The sequence below is a fragment of the Pedobacter sp. TM02 genome (genome assembly GCF_059705275.1).
In genome coordinates, this window is record NZ_AP046530.1 from 4,216,814 (window position 1) to 4,241,708 (window position 24,895).

Genomic DNA, 24,895 nt, shown 5'->3' on the forward strand with positions numbered 1-24,895 from the left:
GCTATTTAAATTAAAAATCAACTTTCAGACCAAGCGTATAAGTTCTGGCATTTGGATATTCGAATGCCGCGATGTTATTGTTATCTTCCGGATCAAAGCCTCTCCATTTGGTCCAGGTATAAAGGTTCTGTCCTTGTACAAATACCCTGATGCCAGAAGCATACTTGATTTTGCTCATCAGCTTTTTAGGGAAGGCATAGCCAATGTTAAAGTTCCTGAAACGGATGTAGGAAGCATCCTGTAGGTCGGCAGAAGAAAATCTTCTTACCGAGCTGATCGATTGCACATCGGTTACATCACCCGGTTTTCTCCATCTTTTTAAAACCAGGGTAGATACGTTTGAAGTGGCGAAGGTTCTGTTTTGGGTAAAGAAATCCTCGTTGTTGAACCTGGTTACCTGATCTGCAAACGAGAAGAAGGCATCGAAATACAAGCCTTTGTAGCTGGCGCTCAAGTTAAAACCGCCCTGAAATACGGGTTGGTAGGTTCCGAAGGTAGCCTGCGATTGGGTAGCGGCATTGTAGTTGGTGGTAATGGTACCGTCGAGATTATAAAACATCGGCTCGCCGGTTTGGGTATTCACACCGGCATATTTTACCTGATAATGCGATCCAAAAGGAAGGCCTTTTCTCACGATACTGGTTCCCAAGATAAATTCGTTTACTTGGCCAAGGTCGGTAATCTCATTTTTGTTGTAGTTAAAGTTTGCACCCAAGGTAACCCTCAAGTCGTTTTGCGAAACCACATCTACCTGCACGTCGGCCTCAATACCTCTGTTGCGCATTTTGCCGGCATTAACGTTTAGCGATCCGAAACCAGATGTTGACGACAAGCTTTGGCTGATGAACAAATTAAAGGTATTTCTGTTGTACCAATCGAATACAAAGCGCGCCCTATTTTTCCAAACAGAGAAATCTACGCCCAAGTCAAGTTGTTTTTGGAACTCCCAATCGTATTCTGGGTTGCCCGGCGAAGTTGGGGCGATACCGGTTGAGGTTCCGTACCTGGTATTGCCATATGTTTGGAAATATCCAAAATCGGAAATAAAAGGCGCTGCCGTCAAGCCGTAGCTTCCTCTTACCCTCAATTCGTTTAGCCAATCGATTTTAGAGATGAAGTCTTCTTTTTTGGCATTCCAGCTGGCACCAACCGACCAAAAGCCTTTGTACCTGTTTGCACTTGGAATGGTTGATGATCCATCGTAACGATAGCTACCGGTAACGGTGTATTTATCGTCATAGGTATACCTGGCGCTCGAAATAAAAGAGGCCAACAAACTTTGCGAGCGGTTTCCGGTTAAGAGCGGGATAAACAAATTGGCCGCCGAGCCTGGCGTTACGCCGGCAGGCGTGCCCTGCAGCTTCGGATTGATACCATAACCTGTAGTAGACAAGGTTTTAAACTTCACCCTGTTCATTTCAAACAAGGCCTGGGCCTCAAAATCATGCTTCTCGTTAAGCGTTTTGGCAAAGGTTAAACCGCTGGTAGAAGTAAGTTGCAGGTTTCTGGTATAAGCTTCGGTATACCGGCCTTGGTTGCCCGGAAAGCCGAATGCCGCCGAATAGCCAGAGAAAGGAACGGTAGTTCTGATACCGTTGGTTTCTCTATAATCGATACCAAATGTGGTTTTGGCATAAAGATCATTGGTAATCCTGTACCTTAAATTGGTGCTGAGGCCTGCTTTTGTTTGGTTCGATTTGTTTTGCGAATTCAGCAAAGCATCGAGTGCGGTTGCGCCCTCTCTCGTATCCAGCAATTCGTATCCTGGAGGCAGTGCGGTAGCCGCATTATAAGCCGTAATTAATTTACCGTTAACATAAGGCAGTTCGTAAGGCAATGAATAGTAGGCTGCCGAAAACGGGTTGTTTCCGTTGGTGCTGTTTTCCTGCTCAATCAAAGAACTGTTGCTGAAACCGGCATTCACATTGGCCGAACCCGACAATCTTCCCTGGTTAAAATCTACATTGGTTCTGAACGAATAGCGCTCTATGCCAGACCTCACGGCAATACCTTCTTGCTTGTAATAATTGGCCGAAGAATAGAACCTAAAATTCTCATTGCCACCACTGGCGTTCACTTCATGTTCTTGGAACTTGCCCTTTTGAAAGAATATGTCCAAGTAAGGCGATTTAATTCTCGACAAACTATCGAGCATCTGCGCATTTCTTGCTTTTTCGGCCGAACTCAAGCCTGCATTGGCCGGATTTTTTGCCGAAAGATACCAGCCCGGACCCAAGGTCAGGTTATTTTCCAAGCCTACCTCTTCTTCAAACTGCAAACGCTGTGCGGTATTTAGCATTTCAAATTTCGGACTGGTGCGGTTAGAAAAGCCGAATTGGGTATTGGCACTGAAAACAACCTTGCCTGCCTTACCTCTTTTAGAAGTAATTACAATCACCCCGTTCGAGCCCCTTGATCCGTAGATGGCCGTTGACGAAGCATCTTTCAACACCGTAACCGATTCGAAGTCGGCAGGGTTCATCGTAGAAAAAACACCAGTTTCAATTGGAATTCCATCGAGCACGTATAAAGGTTGCGTAGAACCATTGATAGAGCCGATACCCCTAATGGTTACACGGGCATTGGAGCCTGGCTGGCCAGATCCGGCAGTGACATATAAGCCCGGTACCCGGCCTTGCAAAATCTGGTCGATAGATCCTACCGGAATGTCATTGATCTTCTCAGAGGTAACCTTGCCCACGGCTCCGGTTACTTTTGTTCGCGAGGCACTTCCATAACCTGTTACGATGACTTCCTGCAACGATTTTTCGTCGCTCTCGAGCGATACGTTGATGGTTGTTCTGTTGCCAACTACTTCTGTTTTGGTTAAGAAGCCCAAATAAGAAAATTCAATAGATTCTATCGAAGATGGGATGGAAAGAACATAACGGCCTTCCACATTGGTTTGGACACCGATATTAGTGCCTGCTGCTTTAACGCTTACACCGGGAATTGGCAAGCCGTCGGCCGCTCCAAGAACCCGTCCTGTTATTGTTTTGTTTTGCGCCGTTGCCGTCAGGGCAAACAGCATCAAAAGAAACAAACTTTGTAAAAGTTTTCTCATAAAGAATAGTTTTTAGTTAAAAATTTTCCGAATTGGATGCCATGAAAGTAGCGCAACCACGTCGGTTTTCTTAACAAAACTTTAACAAAGGTGATTTTGGCACAAGGCGCATCCCGCTCTTTTTAAACAAGTTACAACAGCCTTTTTTACCCTGAAACGGGCATAAAGGATATAGGGGCGAGTTTCTTCACGAAATCTGGCCTGCAAAATCTGTCGGTTTATTTAAGGTAAAGCGCTCCCGCCTGCCCGGCGGGAGAAAAAGGGATTTTTGACGCGATTTAACCTAGTTTACCAAAAACAGGGCATTGGTGAACAGTTGTTTTCCGTTTTCCCAAAACGAGCGGAAAAGCACATCGGTGCCCAGGTACACTACGGTACCTCGGCCTACTTCCTGTACCCCGAAAAGCATACCGGCATTGAGCTTTTTCTTCACTTTCTCGCCGGCTACGCCAGCCATGTAGCTGTTGGCTTTTAACGTACCTACGTTCCAGCCGTTTTCTAAGGGCTCGTAAATCTTTTCGTCGGTTTTTAGGGTATAGTAATATTTGCCCAAGCCTAAGGCCAAGGGATGGCTTTGGTCAAGGCTTACCTTATAAATGGCTCCCGGAATGGCATTTTCGAGGTCGTCTTTGTCTTTTTCGGCATACCTGCGCTCGTTACCTTCTTTTTCGTCTTTTTTCGTGTATTCTTTCTTCTTGATCTCAAAAGGCTTCTTGCCCAGCAACGAAGTAATGGCGTCTTCCATTAAGATCAGTTTGCCTCCCGCATTGAGCCAGTTGCTTAACTGTTCGGCCATTTTATCGTTATAAGAGCCATCGGGCATAATGAGTACGTTGATCTTATTGAGGTCTAAATAAGCGGCAGACTGCGTGCTGATCATCGTAATCGGATAGCCCAGTTCCTGCTCAAAGAAGTGCCAAACTTCGCCTACGCCACCAGATGAAACTTCCTGTCCGGCCACTACCGCAATTTTAGGTACGGCCAGCAGGCGGTAAACCGAGGATCCGAAATCTTTCCCTTTTTCTACATAGCCACTGGCAATCGGAAAAAAGGCTATGTTAAAATCTTTGGCCGTTTCGGTTAAAAACCTGCCAAAATCTTTCATGTTGCGTTCGTTTTCATTGCGGTAAACCAGCAAGGAGCCTGCCGGGTAGGCTTTGCCCCCAATGGTGAAGCCTTCTTCGGCTATCCGCACTTTTACTTTTTGCCTTTGCAGAGCAATAAGCACCTGTGCGTCGGCTACCGAATTCCATGGAATAACCCAGGCGTAAGGCTTAGCCAAGTTAGGTAAGGTTTCTTTTTTCTCTTCTATAAAATTAAAGCTTCCTGTTACCGCTTCTTTAACAGCATAGGCATTTAAGCCATAGGCGTAAGGCAAGGCCCAAGCCGTAATGTCGTAAGTATTCGAATCGGTTACCTTGGTTTGCGGTTCAAAAAGCACATTGGCCATTACCGAGTGGGGCTGCTGCAGGTTTACGATCAGGTCGTTGCGCTCAACCTTAAAACTCTCGGTTTTTTGGGTTTCGTAGTTATAGCCGTTCAGCGTGCGTTCGGCGCCAAAGGCAAAGGCAATGTGGTTATTTTTGAGCAAATCGGCCAGTTTGCGCAAACGCGAAATATTCTGGGCCTTTACAATGTAGGTGGTATAAGCGCCTGGCGGATTGCTGGCACTTTGTTCGAAGTATTTTTTATACTCGCTCATCAGTTTTTCGGTATTGGCCGATACCGTTTCCAGTGTAGCCATTGAAGTGGTAAAATGATGGTCTATTCTGTCTTTCAACGTCAGTGTATCTCCATCGGCAGTAACCACCGCCAAGCCGGCCCTGATTCCGCCCTGCTCATAAGTCATGCCGATCGCCCCATTATACAGCGGATAGGTATCGCCATAAGAAGGGTACAAAAGGTCGAAACGCTCCTTGGTAAAATATTGCCAGCCGTTTTCGTCGAAATACTTGGCATTATTTTTTCCTACAATAACCTGAAACTCCCTTTGCCAAGGCGTAATATCCTGGTGAACCGGCTCTGCCGCCGGTGCAAAATAATACGGTTCGTTATAGCCTTGTTCGTGAAAATCGACATGCACTTGTGGCATCCACTGGTGATAAGCCACCAGTCTTTGCTTGGTTTCAACCTGCGTTTGCCAGGCCCAATCGCGGTTAAGATCGTAATAGTAGTGGTTGGGTCTACCCCCAGGCCATGGCTCGCTATGTTCTCTGGCCGAAGGATCTGGATTAGGCACTTTGCCACTTACCATGTTGTAGTAGCTCACATACCTCTCCCTGCCATCAGGATTTAAGCAGGGATCGATAATCACTACCGTATTTTTTAGCCAATCTTTCACCTTGCCATCTGCCGCCTGGGCCAAGGTATACAACACCCGCATAGAGGTTTCGGTCGAATTGGCCTCGTTGCCGTGCACATTATAGCTCAGCCACAAAATAGCCGGTTGCTTACTCATTTTGGCTGGTGTTTTGGTAATGCTCGAAAAATTAAGGTTATTGGTACGGATTTGCTCCAGCTTATCCATATTGTCTTGATCGGAAATAACCGCCAACAACAGTTCGCGTCCCTCGTAGGTTTTCCCATAGGTTTGCAGCTTGATGTTTTTGTTGAGCGAAGCTACTTTTTTGAAATAATCGACAACCTTTTGATGTGGGGTAAAGTGGCTGCCCAAGGGATAACCCAAAAATTCGTCGGGCGATGGTGTTTGAGCCATTGCACTTGAAACACCTAAACAGCACAGCAATAAATAGAGTAGCGATCTTTTCATATGATGGTGATTAATAATCAATAATACTAAAAAGAATGCTTTTTTTAGCTTTGCATTTGTAATTTTACCTCAACTTATCCGCTTGCAATGGTCCATATCGAAAAGCTTTACCAATATTATTTACAACACCCCATCGTTTGTACAGATACCCGCAACATTAGCCCAGGATGCTTGTTTTTTGCCCTAAAAGGCGAAAATTTTGACGCCAATGTGTTTGCCCAGCAGGCCTTGGAACAGGGCGCGGCCTTTGCCATTGTTGACAATGAGGCTTATGCCACCAACGAACGGTGCCTTTTGGTAAACGATGTGCTCACCACTTTGCAGGATTTGGCCAAACACCACCGTCGGCAACTCCAAATTCCGGTAATTGGCCTAACCGGCAGCAATGGCAAAACTACCACAAAAGAGCTCATCAGGGCTGTTTTGGCCGAAAAGTATCATACTTTTGCCACCAAAGGCAATTTGAACAACCATATCGGTGTACCGCTTTCCATCTTGTCGCTAACGCGCGAGACTGAAATGGCCGTTATTGAAATGGGCGCCAACCATCAGGGCGAAATTGCCATGCTGTGCGAAATTGCCCAGCCTACCCATGGCCTCATTACCAATGTCGGTATGGCGCATTTAGATGGATTTGGAGGCTTTGAAGGTGTGAAAAAGGGCAAGGCCGAGCTTTATGCCTACCTGAAAAAAACACATGGCTTTGCTTTTATTAACCGCAACAATCCTTACCTCATCGAAATGAGCGAAAGGGCCGAACTGAATAAGGTTGTTTATTACGGCACGGAAGAAGGCAACAGCGTTACCGGCCAATTGTTGCATAGCGATCCGCTGATTGAACTGGAATGGCATACGGCCAACGAAAGCCACCAGGCCAAAGCCAACTTAACCGGAACCTACAATTTTGAGAACATATTGGCCGCCATTTGCATTGGACATTTTTTTGGGCTAACCGCCGCAGAGGTCAACAACGGGCTGGCCCATTACTTTCCCACCAACAACCGTTCGCAATTAACCAAAACCGACAACAATACGGTTATCTGCGATTTTTACAACGCCAACCCCAGCAGCATGAGCGCCGCATTGCATAACCTGAAAGCACTGAGCGCCCCGCACAAAACGGCCATTATTGGCGATATGTTCGAACTGGGCGAAGAATCGGCTGCACAACACGAAAAAGTGGCCAAACTGGCCTCACAGTTGGAAATAGAAGATGTTGTTTTTATTGGCAAATATTTTTATGCACTAAAAGACCGCTATAGCGGACAGTTTTTTGGCACACCGGCCGAAGCATCGGCTTACCTCAAGGCCAATCCGATTAAAGACAATCTGGTTTTGCTAAAAGGTAGCAGAGGCATGGCCTTAGAGCAATTGTTGCCTTTGCTTTAAAAGAATATACTTTAAGCACACCTGCGAAGTTTTAAAAACTTCGCAGGTGTTTCATGATAACTTCGAAAGTGCGTTTCTACATTTTTCCGATCTGGGCCAAAGCGCTTTTCAGGTCTTCTTTAATGGCATCGGGTGTATCAGGATTGGCAATCATGCTGTTAGCTAGGGCTTTGAATTTCTCAAAATCCTTGGCTTTGATAAAAAGAATAGCCTTTACATAATCTTTAAGGTAGGCCTTCTTGGCATCTTTTGCCGGCAGGACGATACTTTCGAACTTGGTCAGCATCGGCGCCAGCTTGCCTTCTTCGGCCAATACCGGACCAAAGGTCATCATGGCATTGCATAAATGTTCAAAGTCTACCTTAGCCGGGGTATTGTCTAAAAGGATATTGAATTCCTTAATCGCATCGTCGGTTTTCTTGCTGTTTAAGAAATACTGCGTTTGGAAAAAATGATAGATAAAGAACGATTTTTCGGGAATGTATTTATCCAGTACCGTTTTTACGGCCGCAAAATCGGGCTCTTCCGAATCGCCCTGGATGGCTCCGGAAACGGCATAACCCAAGGTAAGGCCAATCATGCGCTCTTCCACATCTTGTGCGGTATATTTGCCTCCTTTTACAATCTTGTCTTTGTTGGCAATAATGTAAGCCAACGACTTTTCGTCGGGCAGGGTTTCTATATGGTTCATCACCAGGTCGATCAGGTCGGCATTGCCTAAAATATCGGCTTGTTTGGCCAGGTAATCGTTGCTGATCTGCGTAAAGTCCTCGTCTTCAAATTCGGCGGCCATGGCTGCAAATTTTACAAACTGGGCATTGCTCAGCTCCATGGCCTTGTTTTTTAGCGTAAAAAACTGCGTTTCCGGGTTTTTGGCAGTTTGGCCCAAGGTTACAAAATCCGCAGCTTCGTGAAAGCCAACGCCTTTGTGCAGGATATTGCCATTGGCATTGATAAACAATAAGCTCGGATAGGCCGTAACCTGGTATTGCTCGGCTAGTTTTGGGCCTTCGCCCTTTTCCATGTCGTATTTAACATTAATGAAATTGGCATTGAAATAATCGGCTACCGCCTGGTTTTTATAGGTTTCGGCATCCATGGTTTTGCAAGGGCCACACCAAGTGGCATAGCCATCCAAAAAAATCATTTTGTTTTCCTTTTTGGCTTTTTCCAACACCGTGTTCCAGGCCGGATTATCCATAAAATTAATTTCGGCCGCATTGGCAAATGCAGTCATTAAAAACAGGCTCAATGCCCATACTAATCTCTTCATCTGTTATTTTTTTTGTTCCCTTAAATGGCAAATTTCGATAATCTTACCGGTCTTTATGGCTACTGCTGCTTGCTGATGCTCAAGCCAACATCGCTAATGCCCAACAAAGGATTATCGCGCATATTCTGCTCTATCTCGATTTCATATTTTCCGGCTTTTGGAAAGCGCAAGTTGCTGAACAAAGGGAAAGTATGGGTATAAATAGCTCCCGACCCCTGGCCAAGCCATTCGCCATCTGCCTTGGCCAGCTTAAATTGGTAGCGTGTGCTTTTTTGCAGTCCGCTGCCTTTCAAATGCACCACCACGTAGAGGTTTGCATAGCGGTAGTCTGTGGTATGGCGCAACCTGAACCTGATTTGGTAAGGTTGGTTTGCGGCCTTCACCTCCAATGTGGCCTTCAAACTTTTGGCATAAGCCCAGCTATTGTCGGCAACACTTTGATTTACATCGAGTACTTCATTGTTCATGCAACCCGAAAACATGGTCAAAGCGACCAAAAACAGGAAGACAGAATTAAGCTTATTCATTTTTTGGTGGGGTTCCCGACGGGTTGTTCGGCTTATTTTTGTTACGGTTCTTATTGCGGTTGCGGTTATTGCGATTGCCTTGTTGCTGCGCTTGTGGCTGGTTTGCACCACCTTCTGCTACAGGTTTAGGGCTTTGCGGCTGCTTTTGCGACTGTTGCCCCTGCTTAGGCCGCTGGTTTTTGCCCTGTGCAGGTTTGTTGCCTTGTTGCTGCGCCTTGGCCTGCTGACCTTGGTTCTGATTTTGGCCACGCTGCTGATCGCTTTTGTTGTTTTTGTTGCGGTTACGGTTGTTGTTGCGGTTTCTGGCTTTCTCGTCTAAACGGGTTAAACTGTCTTGGCCAACAACGTTCTCGTAATCGTATACTTTCTCTACTACCGCGGCTGGTTTTAGCGCTACGGCTTCTTCTTTTAGATTAACCGGTTTTTCGCCACGCTTGTTCATGGCCATGATTTCTTTTACACGGTCTACCTTGAGCGGGATCCAGTCTTCCTGATTGGCATAACTGAACCACATCAGTTTTTTGAAGATATCGGTTTTTTGGTGGCGGGCTACACCGATTTCGGTGTGCAGCGATTCGATGCGGTCTGGAATATCCTTAAGCGCATCCAAATAGGTATCTAGCTCGTAGTTAAGGCAGCATTTCAGCTTGCCACATTGTCCGGCCAGTTTTAAGGTATTTAACGATAGGTTTTGGTATCTGGCCGCAGCGGTTGATACCGTTTTAAAGTTAGTGAGCCAGGTAGAGCAGCACAATTCCCTGCCGCAAGAACCAATGCCACCCAAACGACCGGCTTCTTGGCGCATCCCGATTTGGCGCATTTCAATTCTTATACGAAAAGTTTCGGCCATTCTTTTAATCAGTTCCCTAAAATCTACACGGCCTTCGGCGGTATAGAAAAAGGTGGCTTTGGTTTTGTCGCCCTGATAGTCTACGTCGCTAATTTTCATTGACAAACGCAGATCAAGTGCCAAGGTACGGGCCTTGTGCATGGTTTCCCATTCCATTTCCTTGGCCAGTTTCCACTTCTCTACATCGGTTTCAGTGGCCTTGCGGTATACTTTTCGGGTAACTTGGTCTAGATGCGTTTTGCGGCGTTTCATCTGCATGCGCACCAATTCGCCGGTTAGCGAAACATGGCCTACATCGTAGCCTCCGGTTGGTCCTTCAACGGCCACCAGCTCGCCTATTTCAAGGTAAATATTGTCGCTGTTTAAGAAAAACTCTTTTCTGGAGCCCTTAAACTTCACTTCAATTACTTGAAAAGGTATATAGTTAGCAGGCATGTCCATGTTAGACAGCCAATCGTGTACTTCCATTTTCTGGCAGCCGCCCGTTAGGCAAGAGCCATTGCTTTTACAGCCAGCAGGGGCACAACCGCCTCCTGTTGAACAACTTCCACATCCCATATTAGTTGTATATATATTGAGTCCCCTGAGGGAGCGTTTTAAATTTTATTATTTTAACTAATTGTAAAGATACATCTAAAAACAGAATTTTCGGATTCGCATTGCGTTCAATGTGGTAATGCGCCTGTTCCAATTCGTTAATCAAGGCCTCTACCATGGCCAGATCCAGTACCTTTTCCGACAGCTTTTGCGCCACCTCGAGCGTCTGTGGCGGTAATTTAACCAATTCGTAGGCCCCGCTCAGCAGCAAGCTGCACTCGCGTAAAAAATTGATGCCGTACTTTAAAAAATTCTTTTGGTTCTCTCTTCCCCAGCCGGCAGCCGTATCGGTAAAGGCAATCATGGCCGGTACGCGGTTGCCAAAGCCCAGCCTTAGCCATTCGGCAAACAGGCCTGCATTGTTGTTGGTTACATCGTTGAGCAGCGCATTGGCTTCAATCAGGTTGCCATCGGCTAGAAAGCTGTATTCGATGGCTTGTTGTGCAGAGAGCTGCGCCTTGTTGATGAGGTAGTTTTCTACCACTTCGTCGGCCAGTTTGGGAATCTTCACAATTTGCGTCCGCGATAATATGGTTGATAAAATCTGTTCCTGGTTTTGCGCCACCAAAATAAAAAGGGTGTTTGCAGGCGGTTCTTCGATAATTTTCAGCAAGGCGTTTCCTTCTTTATCCAAAAACTCTGGCAACCACATGATCAGCACCTTGGTATCTGCCTCAAATGCCTTGTAACTTAGTTTTTTGATGATATCGTGGCACTCGGCAATATTGATATTGGCCTGCTTGTTGTCGGCACTTAATTTAGAACGCCAAATATCCAGGTCGAAATAGGGCTCTTCCAGCAACAAACTGCGCCACTCGTCGAGCACATCGACTGCGGTTTTGACATCTTTCGAAGCAAAAAACGGGTAAGAGAAATGCAAATCGGGGTGGATATACTTTTCGTACTTGCGGCACGAAGCACACTCGCCACAGCTATCGGTAGCGGTTCTGTTTTGACAGTTGATGTATTGGGCATAGGCAATGGCCAGCAAAAGGGCTCCGTTTCCTGCCGGCGCCAAAAACAGCTGCGCATGGCTCACCCTGTTTTCTACAACGGTTTGCAGGAGTTGTTGCTTGATGTTTTCCTGTCCGATAATCTCTTTGAACTGCATTGGTGCAAAATAAGAAATAGATTTGAGATGTGGGGCAGGAGATGTGAGATTGGTATGCGTACCGAGTATAGCGGAGTGCGTATTGCGTAATGCGCTTCTAGGCCTGCTCCCTAAACTCAATACGCACTCCGCTATACGCAAGCCTTTGGTATTGTAAAAATTTAATTGATATATCAATAATTGATTTGGCATACATATATTTGCATTATGGAAAACCTCAACGACACGATGCTTTACACTTTAGACAAGTGTTTTAGAACCTACAACCAGTTTGCGCAGCGCAACGTACGCCAGGCGGGCTATGACATTACTATAGACCAATGGCTCATTTTAAAAAGCGTAGCCGAAAACCCCACCATTACGCAGAACGACATCAGCAAAATTGTGTTTAAGGACAATGCTTCCATTACGCGCATTATCCAGTTGCTGGTTGCCGCGGGCTATCTGGTACGAGAGGCCCATCCTTCAGACCGCAGGCGGGTAACGCTTACCTTAACCGATAGTGGCTATCAGGTAACCCAAAAGGTAAACGAAATCGCTATCCAAAACAGAACCAAGGCCTTAAAAAACATCGACCAACAAAGCATCGTAGAGATGAAGCAATTGATGCAACGGATTATCGCCAATTGCCAGGAATCCTGACCAAACAACAAACCAAACAAATGAAACCAACCCGCAAATTATTTTTAGTATGGCTTTGCCTCATGGCAGGCTTTAAGCTACATGCACAGAACCCGGCTCCAACCTTATTGGTTACGGTACTAGACGAACAACGGCAACCTGTTGCCAATGCTACGGTAGAACTGCACAAGGCCGCTAACAAAGCCCTTGTTAAAGCGGCCATCAGCAATGAAAAAGGCCAAGCCGAGTTTTACGCCATTGCCCAAGGCCCATATTATGCTACCGTTGTGGCAGTAGGTTTTGGCAACAAAAACAGCGCTACATTTCAGTTGCCGGGTACGCAAACCTTAACCGTTAACCTGAGCACAAGCACCAAAAATCTGCAAGAAGTAACCATTACATCGCGCAAGCCTTTTGTACAACGCAGCCAGGGCAAAACCGTGGTGAATGTAGATGCCGCAGTAACCAATGCCGGCACTACAGTGCTAGAGGTACTCGAAAAATCGCCGGGAGTAATGGTTGATAAAAACGGTGGCATCAGCTTGCAGGGCAAACCCAGCGTGCTGGTGATGATTGATGATAAACCAACCTACCTCTCGGGCAGCGAACTGAACAACCTGCTCAGCGGCATGAACTCGTCGCAGGTAAACCAGATCGAGTTGATTACCAGCCCTTCGGCCAAGTACGATGCCAACGGCAATGCGGGCATCATCAACATCAAAACCAAGAAAAACAAGCAGGAGGGCTTTAACGGCAACATCGCCATTAACCTGGGCCAAGGCAAATACCTGAAAAGCAACAACTCGCTTTTGCTTAACCTGCGCTCGGGGAAGGTCAATACTTTCGTAAATTACAGCTATGGCTATTACAAAGGCTACACTTCTATTTATGCGTATCGCCAGTACTTCGACAACCAGGGAACGGTTACTTCGGCGCTCGACCAGCCCTCGTATCTGAAAAGCACCAACAGTCCGCACCTGCTTAAAACAGGGGTCGACTTTTTTGCCTCCGACCGTACAACGATTGGTCTTACTTTAACCGGCAATTTGGTTTCGCGTACGGGTATTAGTACTGCTGTGGCTACCTGGATGAGCAAACAGGTTACCGATTCGGCCATCAGCACCATTGGCACCAGCGATTTCGGTCTTAAAAATGGCGCCGTTAATGTATATGCCCGCCACAACATCAGCAAAACGCAGGATATTGGCTTTGATGTAGATTATTTGGGCTATTCTATTGACAACAACCAGTTTTTCAACAACATCCGTACCGGGTCCGTGGCTTACAATCAGGGATCAAGGGGCAGCATTCCTTCTAAGCTCCATATTTTTTCGGCCAAGGCAGATTATGTTTTACAACTCGGTAAGAACGCCAAGCTTGAAGCGGGGGCGAAGTCGTCGAACATCAGCACCGACAACCAGGCCAACTACGAATTGCTGCGCAATGGCAACTGGGAGGCAGACCTCAATAAAAGCAATCATTTCAAATACCAGGAAAACATCAACTCGGTTTACAGCAGCCTCGAGCACAAGGTGGGCCGTTTGAGCTATCAACTGGGGCTCCGTTATGAAAATACGCATTATGTAGCCGATCAATTGGGCAACGCGATAAAAACCGGAAGCCGTTTTACCAAAACCTATCAAGACTTTTTCCCTTCAGGCTATCTTACTTATCAAGCCGATTCGTCAAACGCCTTTACGCTGACCACAGGACGCAGGATTGACCGCCCGCCTTACCAAAAGCTGAATCCTTTTGTGTTTATCATCAACAAATACACCTATCAGCGAGGCAATCCGTTCTTCTTGCCTCAATACACCTGGAATTTCGAGCTGAGCCATTCGTACAAAAACCTGCTCACTACGGCGGTTTCCTATAGCGGCATTAAAAATTATTTCTCGCAATTATTTTTGGCCGAGGGCGACGACATCTTGGTGTACACCGATGGCAACGTGGGGCAAATGCACAATTTGGGCGTAGCGATAACGCTTCAGGTATCGCCATTCAACTGGTGGTCGTTAACCGCACAAAGCAACTTCAACTACAAAAAACTGAGTGGCTACCAACAGGTAAACTACCAATCGTCGGTAAAACAGCTGCACAACAGCATGAACAACCAGTTCAGGATCAGCAAAACGCTTAATGCCGAACTTTCGGGCTTTTACACCACCAAGGCACGCAACGATTTGCAGGAGCTGCTTTCGCCAACCGGGCAGGTATCGGCGGGCCTGGCTAAAACCTTATTCAAGGGCAACGGCACCTTGAGGCTTACCGCACGTGATATTTTCCATACCCAATCGATGGAAGGCTTAACCGATTTTCCGGGTGCCAACGAGTATTTTATTTTATGGCGGGACACCCAAGTATTGAACGTTGGATTTAGCTATCGTTTCGGCAAACCGTTAAAAGCCGCCAAGCGTTCGGCAGGCGGGGCCAGCGATGAAATCAACAGGGCGGGGACCTAGCAGGAGGAGTCCGGAGGTCTAAAGTCGATTGTCTATGGCCGATGGTCAACGACATTGGGCTTAGACTTCCGACAAAGGACCTTATTTCCTACACCAGTCGCCACAGGCGCTCTCGAGATAAATCGCTATCTTTGGCCAGAATATGGCACGTATCCTGGCTTTTGATTATGGCACCAAGCGTATCGGCATAGCCGTAACCGATCCCCTGCAGCTGATTGCAACAGGGTTGGACACCATTCACCCGAAAGATGTCGTAGACTACCTGAAAAAATACATGCTCCATGAGCAGGTAGAGGCCTTTGTACTGGGCGACCCCAAACAAATGGATGGCACGCCTTCTGAATCGGCGCAGCACGTAAAAGGCTTTTCCACCATTTTAAAGAAGAATTTTCCGGGAATCCCGCAACATTGGATCGACGAGCGTTTTACCTCCAAAATGGCGCATCAAACCATTATGCAAAGCGGACTCAAAAAAAGCGATAGAAGGGACAAGGAACGGGTAGACACCATCTCGGCCACCATAATTCTGCAATATTTTATGGAACAACACCGTTTATAAGCACAATGATCAGCGAAGAATTACAAAGCCTTTTGTTAAAATATGCAGAGCCCGAAGACACGCTTTTACAGCATATAGACCGCGAAACCCATTTAAAGGTCCTGATGCCACGCATGCTGAGCGGACATTACCAGGGACGCGTGCTGAGCATGCTGAGCAAGATGATCGGCGCCAGAAGGATTTTGGAAATCGGCACCTTTACGGGTTATGCCACCCTGTGTCTGGCAGAAGGATTAACCGACGACGGCCTCATTTATACCCTCGACATCAATGCCGAACTCGAAGACATGGTGCGTGGCAATTTTGCCAAATCGCCCTTAAACCCAAAGATTAAATACATCATCGGCGATGCCCAGCAAAGCTTACAGCATATCGACGAGGTTTTCGATCTGGTATTTATTGATGCCGATAAAAAGAACAATGGCACCTATTACCAGCTCATTTTCGACAGGGTAAGGCCCGGCGGGATTATTATTGTGGATAATGTGCTGTGGAGTGGAAAAGTGTTGGGTGGCGCACAAGACAAAGACACCAAAAACATTAGTAATTTTAATGACGAAGTTGCGAAGGATCAACGGGTAGAAAAATTAATCCTCCCCGTTCGCGACGGACTGTTTGTGATCAGAAAAAAATAATTCGAGTTGGCAATTGTCAATTGACGGTTAGCGTTGGCTAACATTTAATCAAACAATTTAACAATGAAGAAAATCCTTATGGTATGCCTGTTGCTCTTATCGGCATTTTTTGGCAAAGCACAATCAACCGAAGATTATATTGCCGAACACGTGGAACATGCACAAGAGCTGATGCGCGAACACCAGTTGCCCGCCAGCATCATCCTGGCGGTTGCCATCCACGAATCGGCCGCCGGCAAAAGCAAGATTGCCCGCTACCTCAACAACCATTTTGGCGTAAAAGGTGCCAACAGCAATACCGAAATCCGTTCTTCTTACCGCGATTACCCAACGGTCGATTCGTCATACAATCATTTTGTTTCTTTTTTGCACAGCAGACCTTATTTCGACGTGCTCTTTGAGAAATACGACCAATACGATTATAAAAACTGGGCACGGGGCATTCAAAGGGGAGGTTATGCACACAGCCGCTCGTGGGCCTCGCAGGTAATTGGCTTGATTAAAAAATATGAACTTTACCTTTACGACGAGCGCCCCGACGATTATGAAGAGCAACCCGATCCGATAATCACCACACCGGCCAACAAAACGCGCACCGCAAAAAGCGCCAAACGCAGCGGGTCTAGCCCATCTAAAACCTATACGGTTAAAAAAGGCGACAATTTAAACAAACTGGCCGAGCGCTGGGGCACTACGGCAGCTGCGCTCCTGCAAAAAAACGGTCTCAAGTCATCAGCCCTGCAACCGGGGCAAAAAATTAAACGTTAATGAAGAACACCATCCTCTTATTGGCTATTGCCACCTTGCTGTTGGGCGCCTGTAAATCCAGACAGTACAGCCGCAACAACAAGCAAATCGAGAAAGCCGCCAACAAAGAAAATCCAAATTTCAGCAATTATACTACGCTGAGCTATATTGAGGCCTTTAAAGGTGTAGCCATCGAAGAAATGAATGCCTACGGTATTCCGGCCAGCATTACCTTGGCCCAAGGCATCCTCGAATCGGGCAGCGGCAACAGTTCTTTGGCCAAGTATGCCAACAACCATTTCGGCATCAAATGTACTTCCGATTGGCGGGGCAAGGCTTATTACAAAGACGACGACCAAGCCAACGACTGTTTCAGGGTATATAAAGACGCCCGCGAATCGTACAAAGACCACTCGGAATTTTTAAAACGGAAGCGCTACAGCTTCTTGTTCGAGCTGGACAAAAACGATTATAAAAACTGGGCCTTGGGGCTTAAAACCGCTGGCTACGCCACCAATCCGAAATACCCCGACATGCTGATTACCACCATTGAGAAGTACAAACTGTACCAGTACGATCAGCCTGAAAGCGAAAGGGAAAAAATTAACCGCGAAGACCGGGTATTTACCGAAATCAACGCCAATATCCCGCTTGAAAAAAAGAAATTCACCCCTGTTGATGTGGCACCCAAAGACCCGCCAACGCCGGAACCAACCAGCACCGACAGCTATTATGTGGTTAAGCAGGGCGATACCTTGTTCAGGATTGCGCAAATGTACAAGTTGACGGTTGACGATTTGAAGGCCTTAAACAAACTGAACGACAACAACATCAAGGTTGGACAAAAACTTTTGGTAGTTAAATAATGTTAAGAGCAAATAAAACTTTTAGCATAAATTGTAGTTTTGTTAAACCATGAGATTTTCGGTTGTCTTACTTCTTCTGTTGTGCAGCGCAAGGCTTTTTGCCCAAAACAAGCCCGTACAGGGTTTTGTGGTTGATCAGGACAGCAAATTGAGACTGGCCAAGGTATACATTTACAACCCAAGTTCAGACGAAGGCATTTACAACAACACCAAGGGAGAGTTTACAGCCAACATAAAACCAGGCGATACGCTTTTTGCGGCCTTAAGTGGCTATGCCATGGACACGGTGATATACAAAGGCCAAAGCGCCATTGTGTTTCAGCTCAAATCGCTCAGCATTAAGCTCAAAGAGGTACAGATCGTAGGCAAAAAACCAACGCCGCAGGAACAATACAACCAAAACCTGAAAGAATATAAATCTGCCCTACAAAGAGGCAGCACCAAAGATCCTTTTTCTTTAGGTCCATCGGGTGCGGGTTTGAGTATTGATGTAATTTATAACCTGCTGAGCCGCCAGGGACGTAATGCGCGAAGGCTACAGGCCATTTTAGAGCGCGACTACCACGAAGCCATTATCGATTACCGCTTTAGGCCTGATTATGTAAAAGCAGTTACCGGCATCGGCGACGCTGATTTAAACGACTTTATGGTGCAGTACCGTCCAACCTACCAGTTTGTGCTTACCGCATCCGACTATTCGTTTGTGCAGTTTATCAAAAACAGTTATGCTTCGTACAAGCGCAATCCGGCAACTTTTAGGTTGCCCAAACTGCCAAGGCTGAGCTTACAGACCAATCCATGAGACCCCGGATTGTTGTTTGGTCAAAATTGCCCGCCAGTGGCATGGCGCTTTTCCCTTTCATCCTGGTTAAAAGCCATGTGCTAAAATCCGACAAATCGTTAATCAACCATGAGCAGATCCACCTTAAGCAGCAGCTGGAACTATTGGTTATCCCTTTTTATGTAGTTTACCTGCTCAATTACCTTGTTAACCTGTTGCGTTTCCGCAACCATCGCCAGGCTTATCTACAGATCTGTTTTGAGCGCGAAGCTTTTGCCAATGAACTCGATTTTGATTATTTGAAGCGGCGAAAGCTTTATAGCTGGCTCAGGTTTTTGAGCTAACCGCTCAAGTCATTGCTTATTATAGTCACTTTATGGATGAGCGCAGCGCCACAAAATCCGGTGCCTTAAGCTCTGCATCATTGTGGTTACAAAAGAAATCGATTCTGATGGTCGTCTATTCCCTGGTGGGTTACTCAAACGATTTTGTTCACCGCTTTCCGGCCTTGGCACAGCTTCATTTCGGTTTACCCCTCAAAGCAATCGCCATAAAAACTTTTATTAGCTGTTATTTTTCTTTTTCTTTGTAAAACAATGAAGAACACACTACTTAGCCTACTATTTGTCGTTATCCTTTCGTTTCCTGCTGTGGCCCAAGAGACAGACACCATTCCTATTTCTACCAAAGATTTAGATATTAGGCTAAAGCGCAGTCCGCTTCCTTCGCGCATGGGAATCCTTCAGTTTCAGCCTGTAGTGCTTAAGCCGGCTTTGGTTAATGCAAAGGTAAACTACTGGAAAACCAAGACTTCGGTGGGCATCAACATCAACCAGGCGGCCTTCAGCGACAACTGGAAAGGCGGGGGCGTAAACTCTTTGGCCATTGGCGGATTGGTAAACTATAAGGCCGAGTACAGCAAGGAAAGCTACAGCTATGTAAGCGAAGTCATTTTGCAATACGGCAAGGTAAAAAACAAGGCCCAGCTCCAAAAGAAAACTACCGACCGTATTTACTGGGATAACAAAGCGGCCATACAGCTTTCTAAAAACTGGTATTTCTTCGGTTCCATCAATTTCGAATCGCAGTTTGACAAGGGCTTCTCCTACAGCAAGGATGCACAGGGCAACGAAAAAGAAAACCTCCTGTCTAAGTTTATGTCGCCGGGCTACCTCACCGAATCCATCGGTTTTGAGTACAAGCCCAACAAGTTTTTCTCAACCCGAATTGGTACAGGTACTGCCCGACAAACCTTTGTGCTCGACACAGCCATCTGGCGCACCAACCCGAATAACTTTGGGGTAGAAAAAGGCAAAAACTTTAGAAACGAGCTGGCCTTTCAGATTGTAAGCAGTTTTGAAAAAGAGGTGTTTACCAACATTATGCTTAAAACCCGGTACAATATGTTTATTCCTTATGATAATTTTGGGCACATCGACCACCGTTTAGACGTGAACATCATGGCCAAGGTTAATCGTTATATCAACGTTTCGCTAACCGGAGTGGGCTTATACGACAGGGATACCGACCTTAAAATACAGGGAAGCCAAACACTCGCCCTTGGGCTCATGTTTACCTTCCCCAGATAGTTTTAGTTATGCTTTTTCTTCTTGATCAGGTTGAGGTAATCGATATAGTAGAGCACCTTAACCGATAGGCTGTTGTTTTGCGGGCCCGACAAAATCTTGTCGAAATTGCGGCCATAACGGGCAGTATAGAACATTTCGTTCGATTCGGCCGCATTTTTATAGGTGATGCTCAGCTCGCTTCCCGGCGCAAACACCCATTGGTAAACCAGATCGATGTTAAATACGTTGTAATTGCGGTCTACATTTTGCAGGGCAGGGCCATTGTAGGCATCCAATCGGCCGGCGCTGTTCAGCACAAAAAACTCTTTATTGCGCCTGTCAGACCAATAGTGCCTTACCCTTAAGTTGATGCCCATTTTATTGCTGAAACTGTATTTGGCATCCATCGAATTTTCGACGGTATTTCTGTTGTACCTCGAAAAAATGGCTTGCGCGCCCTGCGCGGCTACCCAATTGACGGCATTATAGCTCGGCGCAAAATTAAGATCCAGTCCAAAAGCCAGCTTATCGTTTACCCGCAGGTTCTGAAAGAAGTAGAAATTGTAGTTCCCGCCCTTAAACAGATTAACCTTGGTAATCTGCACATTGCCCCCAAAATTATAGGCTTTGGCCCGGTTTGGATTGATAAATACGCTGTATTTGAACTGTGATGGCGTTTTGTAAACCTGTCCGTTGCGGGCTTCATAAAAGTCGTTGCCAGTTGCCGCATAATAGAGGTTAAGCTCTGCCGACCAAAAGTTCTTAAACTCGATGTAAGGACCGCCCTCGATGCTCAGGTTCTGGTAATCGCCTGGCTTAAACCTCCTCGAATAGGAAACCCTCGAATAGTTGAGCCATTTATTGTACCAAGAATGAGGCTTGTAGGTATCGTAGTGGGCGGTTATTTTTTGATCAAAGAAATTGTTGTTGGTATAAAAGCCCATATCCGATGGATCAAAGCGCGTATCTGAAAATTCCTGCTGGTAATCGTAGGTAACTGTTCCGCTCTTTTTGCCCATGCTAAAATTATAGCTGTAGCCGGTACGGTCGGCCGTTGTAGGCGCCTCGGTAACATAGCTCATCTTGCCTGCGCCACTTACAAAATATTTATTGTCTTTATTGCTGATGTTGAACAAAAATGCACTTACGTTGGCATCGTAGGCATTGCCCTGCCTCAATACATTGGTGTTGATTACACTAACAGAACTGTTGTTTTTTAGCGATTGGTCTAACACAAAAATATTGTAATTGGTTAAAGGCTGGCTCTTGAAGCTGCGCTTGTTGCCCTGCGCATCTTCTACCTCGGTATACATGCTGTTGGTTACGGCATTGAATATGCCCAGCCCCAAACCACCAGCCGTACGACCCGATATTTTGGTAGCGTTGATGATTTTGGCCTCCTGCGGATTCTTCACGATTTTCTCGCCGGCCTTCAAATCGCTAAGGTCGACATAAGAAGGAATAGATCCAATCCTTTTCGAGTAAAACAAATCGCCTTTGTTAAACAGCTCGGTTCCTTCGGTAAAAAACTGGCGGTTTTCGTTAAATTTCACCTCGAAGGGTGTTAAATTCAGGATGCGGTTATCGCTTTGCACCTGTCCAAAATCGGGAATCAGGGTCATATCGAGTGTAAAGCTCTTGTTGATGCCATATTTCACGTCCATACCACCGTTAAAAGTAGTCTGCGTGTTCTTAACACCCGGTACATTGTAGGGATAATGGCTAACCAGGGTAGAAATATAGGGCGAAAAAGAGAGGCGCAAAGGTGCTTTGATGCCCTGCAGGCCTTCTAAAACACCTTCCTGGTTAATGAAGCCGCTTACCCTTGGATCTACAAAATTCCAAAAGGTTTGCACATTGGCTCCGGTGCGCTTTCTTACCAAGTTAAGGCCCCAGTTTTGCAGGTCTTTACTCGAAAAGCGCAGGGCAGAATAGGGAATTTTAAACTCGGCGGTCCAGCCGTTGTCGTCAATATTCACCTCGCTTTCCCAAACGGCATTCCAGTTGGCATCTTCATCGCCAATAAGCGAATACTTGGCATCAAACTGTACGCCGGCCGCGGTTACATAAAATCCGTTGCCATTTACGCCATCCAGAAAGGTGTCGAAAACAACGCCGATAAAATCGGCATTGCCAATGTTATCCCTCGATACCAGCTCGTGCACTACGCTGTCGCGCTTGTCGTACATGCGCGCAGCCACGTAAATGGCGTAGTCATCGTACAGGATTTTTACTTCGGTTCTTTTTTCTTTTGATTCTATACGGCCGGGCACGGGTCTGTTTTCTACAAAATCTGTAGCAATTGGTGCACCCTCCCAAACCGCATCGTTTAGCAAGCCGTCAATTTTGGGGCTTATGGCAGTTCTTTTGGCCTGTAGTTTTTTCTTGATGGGCTGTACATTTTGCGCAAAAGCGACAACGCTACAGCATATGATAATTAGGAATGTTAATCGTAGTTTCATTTGGTTTTGATATGGTGTTGATAAGACGGCCTTAAGGTGCCGAATGTTGCACTAAAGGAAAAATATGTTGCGTTATCTTATAGCGTATAGCTCTCAGCGCTATTAATTCGCTCTTTGTGTTTCTTTAAAGTTAATTTGCTTTTGGCTGCCCTTCACTTTTGATTTGCCGAAAGTGTAGGTTGCATTCAGGTTAAGCATGCGGGTATCATAATAGGTACGGCCATACTGCACTGCATCGGTATAGTACAGCCTGTTTCTTTCTAAATCGCCTTTCAGGATATCGTTAACAGAAGCGTTCACCTGAAATTTATTATCGGCAAAGGCTACCCTAGCTCCCGCCGAAAGTACCGTCCGTCCTTGGCTGTACATATTATTTTGCCTGGAAGAGAGCGATTGCCTAAAATTGACGAATGCCGAAGTTTGCTTGCTGGTTTTAAACGTATTGTTGATGCTGTAGGAAAAGGCCGATCCGTTTTGGGTAAGCACCTGTGAAAGGGCAGACTTTGAGTTGGAGTAGCTGTATGAGGCAAAGCTGCTGTTTTCCCACCAGGGAAAAAATTTCTGGTTAAGGCTTGCCGTTAGCCCGGTGCTGTATTGCGTAAGGTAATTGTACGCATTAACCACTTTAAGGGCTTCTTTAACCTCAACGACATAGGCATAGCCATTCACCAATTTTTGGCCATAGGCCGTAAAAGAAAAGTTGCCATGCATATACGAAAATTCCAGGTTGTGGTTGTAAGAAGGCTTCAAATAGGGATTCCCGGTAAAATACGTATAAGGATTAGAGTACCATTTAGCCGGATTAACCGCCCTTAGGCTTGGCCTGTTGATGCGCTTCGAATAATTGATGGAAAAGGTGTTCTTGTTATCGAGCTTATAGCTGAGGTAAGCCGTTGGAAACAGTTTGCCGTATTCCGACTTGCTCCGCGAATCAAGGGTGGGCGAATAGCCATCAACCCAGGTATATTCATACCGAAGCCCGGCTTTGGCCTCCCACTTCTTACTGAGCGCCTTTTGCAGGCTGATGTATCCTGCTAAGTTCTTTTCGTTATAGTTGAACGCATTGCTTCTCAAGGGATCTGGCCTAAAAACGTCTTGAACAAAATTGGCATAAACCGTTTCGGCATCCTGGTCAAAATTGGTAAACTTTAAGCCTGTTTCAAGCAGGACCCATTTGTAGGGCAGGTTCAAATCACTTTGTGCCGACCAAACACGGTACTGGGTGCCGTTAAAGTTGCGCACGCGATTGGTTTGCCCGGTTTGATCGGAAGTGGTTTGAAAGCTGTTGGTGGTTTCGGGGGCGTTGGCAAAATAGTTGAAGCTGGTGCTTAGTTTCTTGCCTAAGCTATCCAGTTTCTGATCGTAGTAGAGGCTTAGCGTATGGGTAAGGTTTGGGTTTTCGTTATGCGAAACCGTACGGAGCACCGAATCGGTTTGGCCACGGGTTTGATAAATGGTAACATTGTCGATATCCATATCCGAACTGGTTTTGCTTACATCATAAATCAGGCCCAAATTGGTAGTTTTCCCAGCTTTGTAGTCGAGGCTCAGGTTAGCACCTATGCCATCGGCAACGCTTTTTCTCGGATCGCGGCTCCATATCGAATTGACGCCGATGTTATCGGTCTGCTCGTCGATATGCGCCGGCCTGTGGTACTGCCTCAGCTTCACCGAACTGGCCAATTTTTGCGATTGGTAGTTGAGGTTGAAGTTGTTGGCAAAACCGGAATAGCTATTCTGTATAAACGACGGGCTAAAATTGCCGCTCCATCCGAGGCTGGGATTGCTTTTCATCACGATGTTGATCAACCCGCTGTTGCCTTGCGCTTCGTATTTGGCCGGGGGCGTGGTAATAACTTCTATTTTTTCGATATCGTCAGACCGCAGCGATTTGAGATAGTTAATGAGGTCGCTGCCACGAAGCGGCACCATGCGTTCGTTAATCATCACCGATACGCCACCCTTGCCTACAATGGAAATGCCACTCTCCTCAACCCGCAACATCGGTGTTAAGGCTAAGGCCTGGGTAAGGTCTGTGCCTTTGGCAGCGATCGAACTTTCGAGGTTAAAAACCATACGATCTATCTTTCTTTCTATTAGGGGTTTGTTTCCTTTGATGGTTACTTCTTTAAGTGTATTCGTACTGCTGGTTAACCGCAAGATTGGCAATTCCAAATCGGCATTGACTACGGTAAAAACAGCCGATTTAGCCTTTTCGTAGCCCAGGTAATAAGCCATTATAAAATATTGGCCAGACTTTACTTCCTTAAATTCGAAAATGCCCTGGGCGTTGCTATACTGTACGCCTACAGTGGCCGAATCGGGCAGGCGTACCAAGGCGGCCGAGGCATAATCAAGGCCTTGCTGACTGCTGTTGGCTACAATTTTTCCGCTTATTCTAACTAGTTGGGCTTGAACTGTGGCCATACCGAATAGGGATAAAAGGCAAAAGAATAGGGCATTCTTCATTTCAATAGGGATTGGTTAGGGCAAAAGATATCCTGCCTAAGCAAATGTTGCATGCTTAGCCTTTGGTTTACGAATGGGTTTTAGTGTTTTCTGGTCGGGCGCGCAAAGGCTATTCAGCTCATCAAGCGGATAGATTCCGACCTC

At 46.1% G+C, this 24,895-nt stretch carries 19 protein-coding genes; 11 read left to right on the forward strand and 8 right to left on the reverse strand.

What is annotated here, in order from left to right:
- Positions 1-10 precede the first annotated feature (10 nt).
- Entirely contained in the window at positions 11-3,064 is a 3,054-nt protein-coding gene (locus AC6H1S_RS18225; protein WP_199139874.1) for a SusC/RagA family TonB-linked outer membrane protein, read from the reverse strand.
- Between the two features lie 283 nt (positions 3,065-3,347).
- Positions 3,348-5,834, reverse strand: coding sequence for a M14 family metallopeptidase (locus tag AC6H1S_RS18230; RefSeq protein ID WP_497564536.1), 2,487 nt, complete (start codon positions 5,832-5,834; stop codon positions 3,348-3,350).
- An 87-nt stretch (positions 5,835-5,921) separates the two neighbouring features.
- On the opposite strand from AC6H1S_RS18230, the gene AC6H1S_RS18235 reads away from it, so the two are divergent.
- A complete protein-coding gene (locus AC6H1S_RS18235; protein WP_497564537.1) occupies positions 5,922-7,223 on the forward strand; it encodes a UDP-N-acetylmuramoyl-tripeptide--D-alanyl-D-alanine ligase in 1,302 nt (433 codons plus the stop codon).
- 76 nt (positions 7,224-7,299) lie between these two features.
- On the opposite strand, the gene AC6H1S_RS18240 is transcribed toward AC6H1S_RS18235, so the two are convergent.
- The 4 genes from AC6H1S_RS18240 to AC6H1S_RS18255 are packed head-to-tail and all read right to left on the reverse strand — an operon-like array spanning position 7,300 to position 11,581.
- Complete coding sequence (locus AC6H1S_RS18240; RefSeq protein ID WP_199139880.1) at positions 7,300-8,496, reverse strand: thioredoxin family protein; 1,197 nt, start codon at positions 8,494-8,496, stop codon at positions 7,300-7,302.
- A 59-nt stretch (positions 8,497-8,555) separates the two neighbouring features.
- Entirely contained in the window at positions 8,556-9,023 is a 468-nt protein-coding gene (locus AC6H1S_RS18245) for a gliding motility lipoprotein GldH (protein ID WP_497564538.1), read from the reverse strand.
- Positions 9,016-10,431, reverse strand: coding sequence for a PSP1 domain-containing protein (locus tag AC6H1S_RS18250; RefSeq protein WP_497564539.1), 1,416 nt, complete (start codon positions 10,429-10,431; stop codon positions 9,016-9,018). The genes AC6H1S_RS18245 and AC6H1S_RS18250 overlap by 8 nt, the downstream gene beginning before the upstream one ends.
- A 1-nt stretch (position 10,432) precedes the next feature.
- Positions 10,433-11,581, reverse strand: a complete 1,149-nt coding sequence (locus tag AC6H1S_RS18255; protein ID WP_199139927.1) for a DNA polymerase III subunit — start codon at positions 11,579-11,581, stop codon at positions 10,433-10,435.
- Positions 11,582-11,788: 207 nt separating this feature from the next.
- On the opposite strand from AC6H1S_RS18255, the gene AC6H1S_RS18260 reads away from it, so the two are divergent.
- From AC6H1S_RS18260 to AC6H1S_RS18305, 10 genes are all read left to right on the forward strand, one after another.
- Entirely contained in the window at positions 11,789-12,223 is a 435-nt protein-coding gene (locus AC6H1S_RS18260; protein WP_199139885.1) for a MarR family winged helix-turn-helix transcriptional regulator, read from the forward strand.
- Positions 12,224-12,243: 20 nt separating this feature from the next.
- Positions 12,244-14,664 (forward strand): outer membrane beta-barrel protein, encoded by a 2,421-nt coding sequence (locus tag AC6H1S_RS18265; RefSeq protein ID WP_497564540.1) that lies wholly within the window; start codon positions 12,244-12,246, stop codon positions 14,662-14,664.
- A 142-nt stretch (positions 14,665-14,806) separates the two neighbouring features.
- Positions 14,807-15,223 (forward strand): Holliday junction resolvase RuvX, encoded by a 417-nt coding sequence (ruvX, locus tag AC6H1S_RS18270; protein ID WP_199139889.1) that lies wholly within the window; start codon positions 14,807-14,809, stop codon positions 15,221-15,223.
- 5 nt (positions 15,224-15,228) lie between these two features.
- Positions 15,229-15,858, forward strand: a complete 630-nt coding sequence (locus AC6H1S_RS18275) for an O-methyltransferase (protein ID WP_497564541.1) — start codon at positions 15,229-15,231, stop codon at positions 15,856-15,858.
- A 63-nt stretch (positions 15,859-15,921) separates the two neighbouring features.
- Entirely contained in the window at positions 15,922-16,626 is a 705-nt protein-coding gene (locus tag AC6H1S_RS18280) for a glucosaminidase domain and LysM peptidoglycan-binding domain-containing protein (protein ID WP_497564542.1), read from the forward strand.
- Positions 16,626-17,471, forward strand: coding sequence for a glucosaminidase domain-containing protein (locus AC6H1S_RS18285; RefSeq protein ID WP_199139895.1), 846 nt, complete (start codon positions 16,626-16,628; stop codon positions 17,469-17,471). The genes AC6H1S_RS18280 and AC6H1S_RS18285 overlap by 1 nt, the downstream gene beginning before the upstream one ends.
- A 49-nt stretch (positions 17,472-17,520) precedes the next feature.
- Positions 17,521-18,273 carry a hypothetical protein gene (locus tag AC6H1S_RS18290; protein ID WP_497564543.1) on the forward strand — a complete coding sequence of 251 codons (753 nt, stop codon included), beginning with the start codon at positions 17,521-17,523 and terminating at the stop codon, positions 18,271-18,273.
- Positions 18,270-18,596, forward strand: a complete 327-nt coding sequence (locus AC6H1S_RS18295) for a hypothetical protein (RefSeq protein WP_497564544.1) — start codon at positions 18,270-18,272, stop codon at positions 18,594-18,596. The genes AC6H1S_RS18290 and AC6H1S_RS18295 overlap by 4 nt, the downstream gene beginning before the upstream one ends.
- Before the next feature lie 32 nt (positions 18,597-18,628).
- The gene (locus AC6H1S_RS18300) at positions 18,629-18,844 is read left to right on the forward strand and encodes a hypothetical protein (protein WP_497564545.1); all 216 of its coding nucleotides are present in this window, start codon (positions 18,629-18,631) and stop codon (positions 18,842-18,844) included.
- 4 nt (positions 18,845-18,848) lie between these two features.
- Positions 18,849-19,841: a DUF3078 domain-containing protein gene (locus AC6H1S_RS18305; RefSeq protein ID WP_199139909.1), complete on the forward strand. Its 993-nt coding sequence runs from the start codon at positions 18,849-18,851 to the stop codon at positions 19,839-19,841.
- 2 nt (positions 19,842-19,843) lie between these two features.
- Here the strand turns inward: AC6H1S_RS18305 and AC6H1S_RS18310 are convergent, their stop codons facing one another.
- Both AC6H1S_RS18310 and AC6H1S_RS18315 read right to left on the reverse strand, forming a co-directional pair.
- Positions 19,844-22,282 (reverse strand): DUF5916 domain-containing protein, encoded by a 2,439-nt coding sequence (locus tag AC6H1S_RS18310; RefSeq protein WP_497564546.1) that lies wholly within the window; start codon positions 22,280-22,282, stop codon positions 19,844-19,846.
- 102 nt (positions 22,283-22,384) lie between these two features.
- A complete protein-coding gene (locus AC6H1S_RS18315; RefSeq protein ID WP_497564547.1) occupies positions 22,385-24,751 on the reverse strand; it encodes a TonB-dependent receptor domain-containing protein in 2,367 nt (788 codons plus the stop codon).
- Between the last annotated feature and the right edge of the window lie 144 nt (positions 24,752-24,895).

What these genes read in the sequence shown, in the direction of transcription:
- AC6H1S_RS18290 (WP_497564543.1), top strand. Translation starts at nt 17,521, where the DNA reads ATGAGATTTTCGGTTGTCTTACTTCTTCTGTTGTGCAGCGCAAGGCTT.
- AC6H1S_RS18225 (WP_199139874.1), bottom strand. Translation starts at nt 3,064, where the DNA reads ATGAGAAAACTTTTACAAAGTTTGTTTCTTTTGATGCTGTTTGCCCTG.
- AC6H1S_RS18280 (WP_497564542.1), top strand. Translation starts at nt 15,922, where the DNA reads ATGAAGAAAATCCTTATGGTATGCCTGTTGCTCTTATCGGCATTTTTT.
- ruvX (WP_199139889.1), top strand. Translation starts at nt 14,807, where the DNA reads ATGGCACGTATCCTGGCTTTTGATTATGGCACCAAGCGTATCGGCATA.
- AC6H1S_RS18265 (WP_497564540.1), top strand. Translation starts at nt 12,244, where the DNA reads ATGAAACCAACCCGCAAATTATTTTTAGTATGGCTTTGCCTCATGGCA.
- AC6H1S_RS18285 (WP_199139895.1), top strand. Translation starts at nt 16,626, where the DNA reads ATGAAGAACACCATCCTCTTATTGGCTATTGCCACCTTGCTGTTGGGC.
- AC6H1S_RS18250 (WP_497564539.1), bottom strand. Translation starts at nt 10,431, where the DNA reads ATGGGATGTGGAAGTTGTTCAACAGGAGGCGGTTGTGCCCCTGCTGGC.
- AC6H1S_RS18235 (WP_497564537.1), top strand. Translation starts at nt 5,922, where the DNA reads ATGGTCCATATCGAAAAGCTTTACCAATATTATTTACAACACCCCATC.
- AC6H1S_RS18310 (WP_497564546.1), bottom strand. Translation starts at nt 22,282, where the DNA reads ATGAAACTACGATTAACATTCCTAATTATCATATGCTGTAGCGTTGTC.
- AC6H1S_RS18240 (WP_199139880.1), bottom strand. Translation starts at nt 8,496, where the DNA reads ATGAAGAGATTAGTATGGGCATTGAGCCTGTTTTTAATGACTGCATTT.
- AC6H1S_RS18305 (WP_199139909.1), top strand. Translation starts at nt 18,849, where the DNA reads ATGAAGAACACACTACTTAGCCTACTATTTGTCGTTATCCTTTCGTTT.
- AC6H1S_RS18295 (WP_497564544.1), top strand. Translation starts at nt 18,270, where the DNA reads ATGAGACCCCGGATTGTTGTTTGGTCAAAATTGCCCGCCAGTGGCATG.
- AC6H1S_RS18255 (WP_199139927.1), bottom strand. Translation starts at nt 11,581, where the DNA reads ATGCAGTTCAAAGAGATTATCGGACAGGAAAACATCAAGCAACAACTC.
- AC6H1S_RS18245 (WP_497564538.1), bottom strand. Translation starts at nt 9,023, where the DNA reads ATGAATAAGCTTAATTCTGTCTTCCTGTTTTTGGTCGCTTTGACCATG.
- AC6H1S_RS18315 (WP_497564547.1), bottom strand. Translation starts at nt 24,751, where the DNA reads ATGAAGAATGCCCTATTCTTTTGCCTTTTATCCCTATTCGGTATGGCC.
- AC6H1S_RS18300 (WP_497564545.1), top strand. Translation starts at nt 18,629, where the DNA reads ATGGATGAGCGCAGCGCCACAAAATCCGGTGCCTTAAGCTCTGCATCA.
- AC6H1S_RS18275 (WP_497564541.1), top strand. Translation starts at nt 15,229, where the DNA reads ATGATCAGCGAAGAATTACAAAGCCTTTTGTTAAAATATGCAGAGCCC.
- AC6H1S_RS18260 (WP_199139885.1), top strand. Translation starts at nt 11,789, where the DNA reads ATGGAAAACCTCAACGACACGATGCTTTACACTTTAGACAAGTGTTTT.
- AC6H1S_RS18230 (WP_497564536.1), bottom strand. Translation starts at nt 5,834, where the DNA reads ATGAAAAGATCGCTACTCTATTTATTGCTGTGCTGTTTAGGTGTTTCA.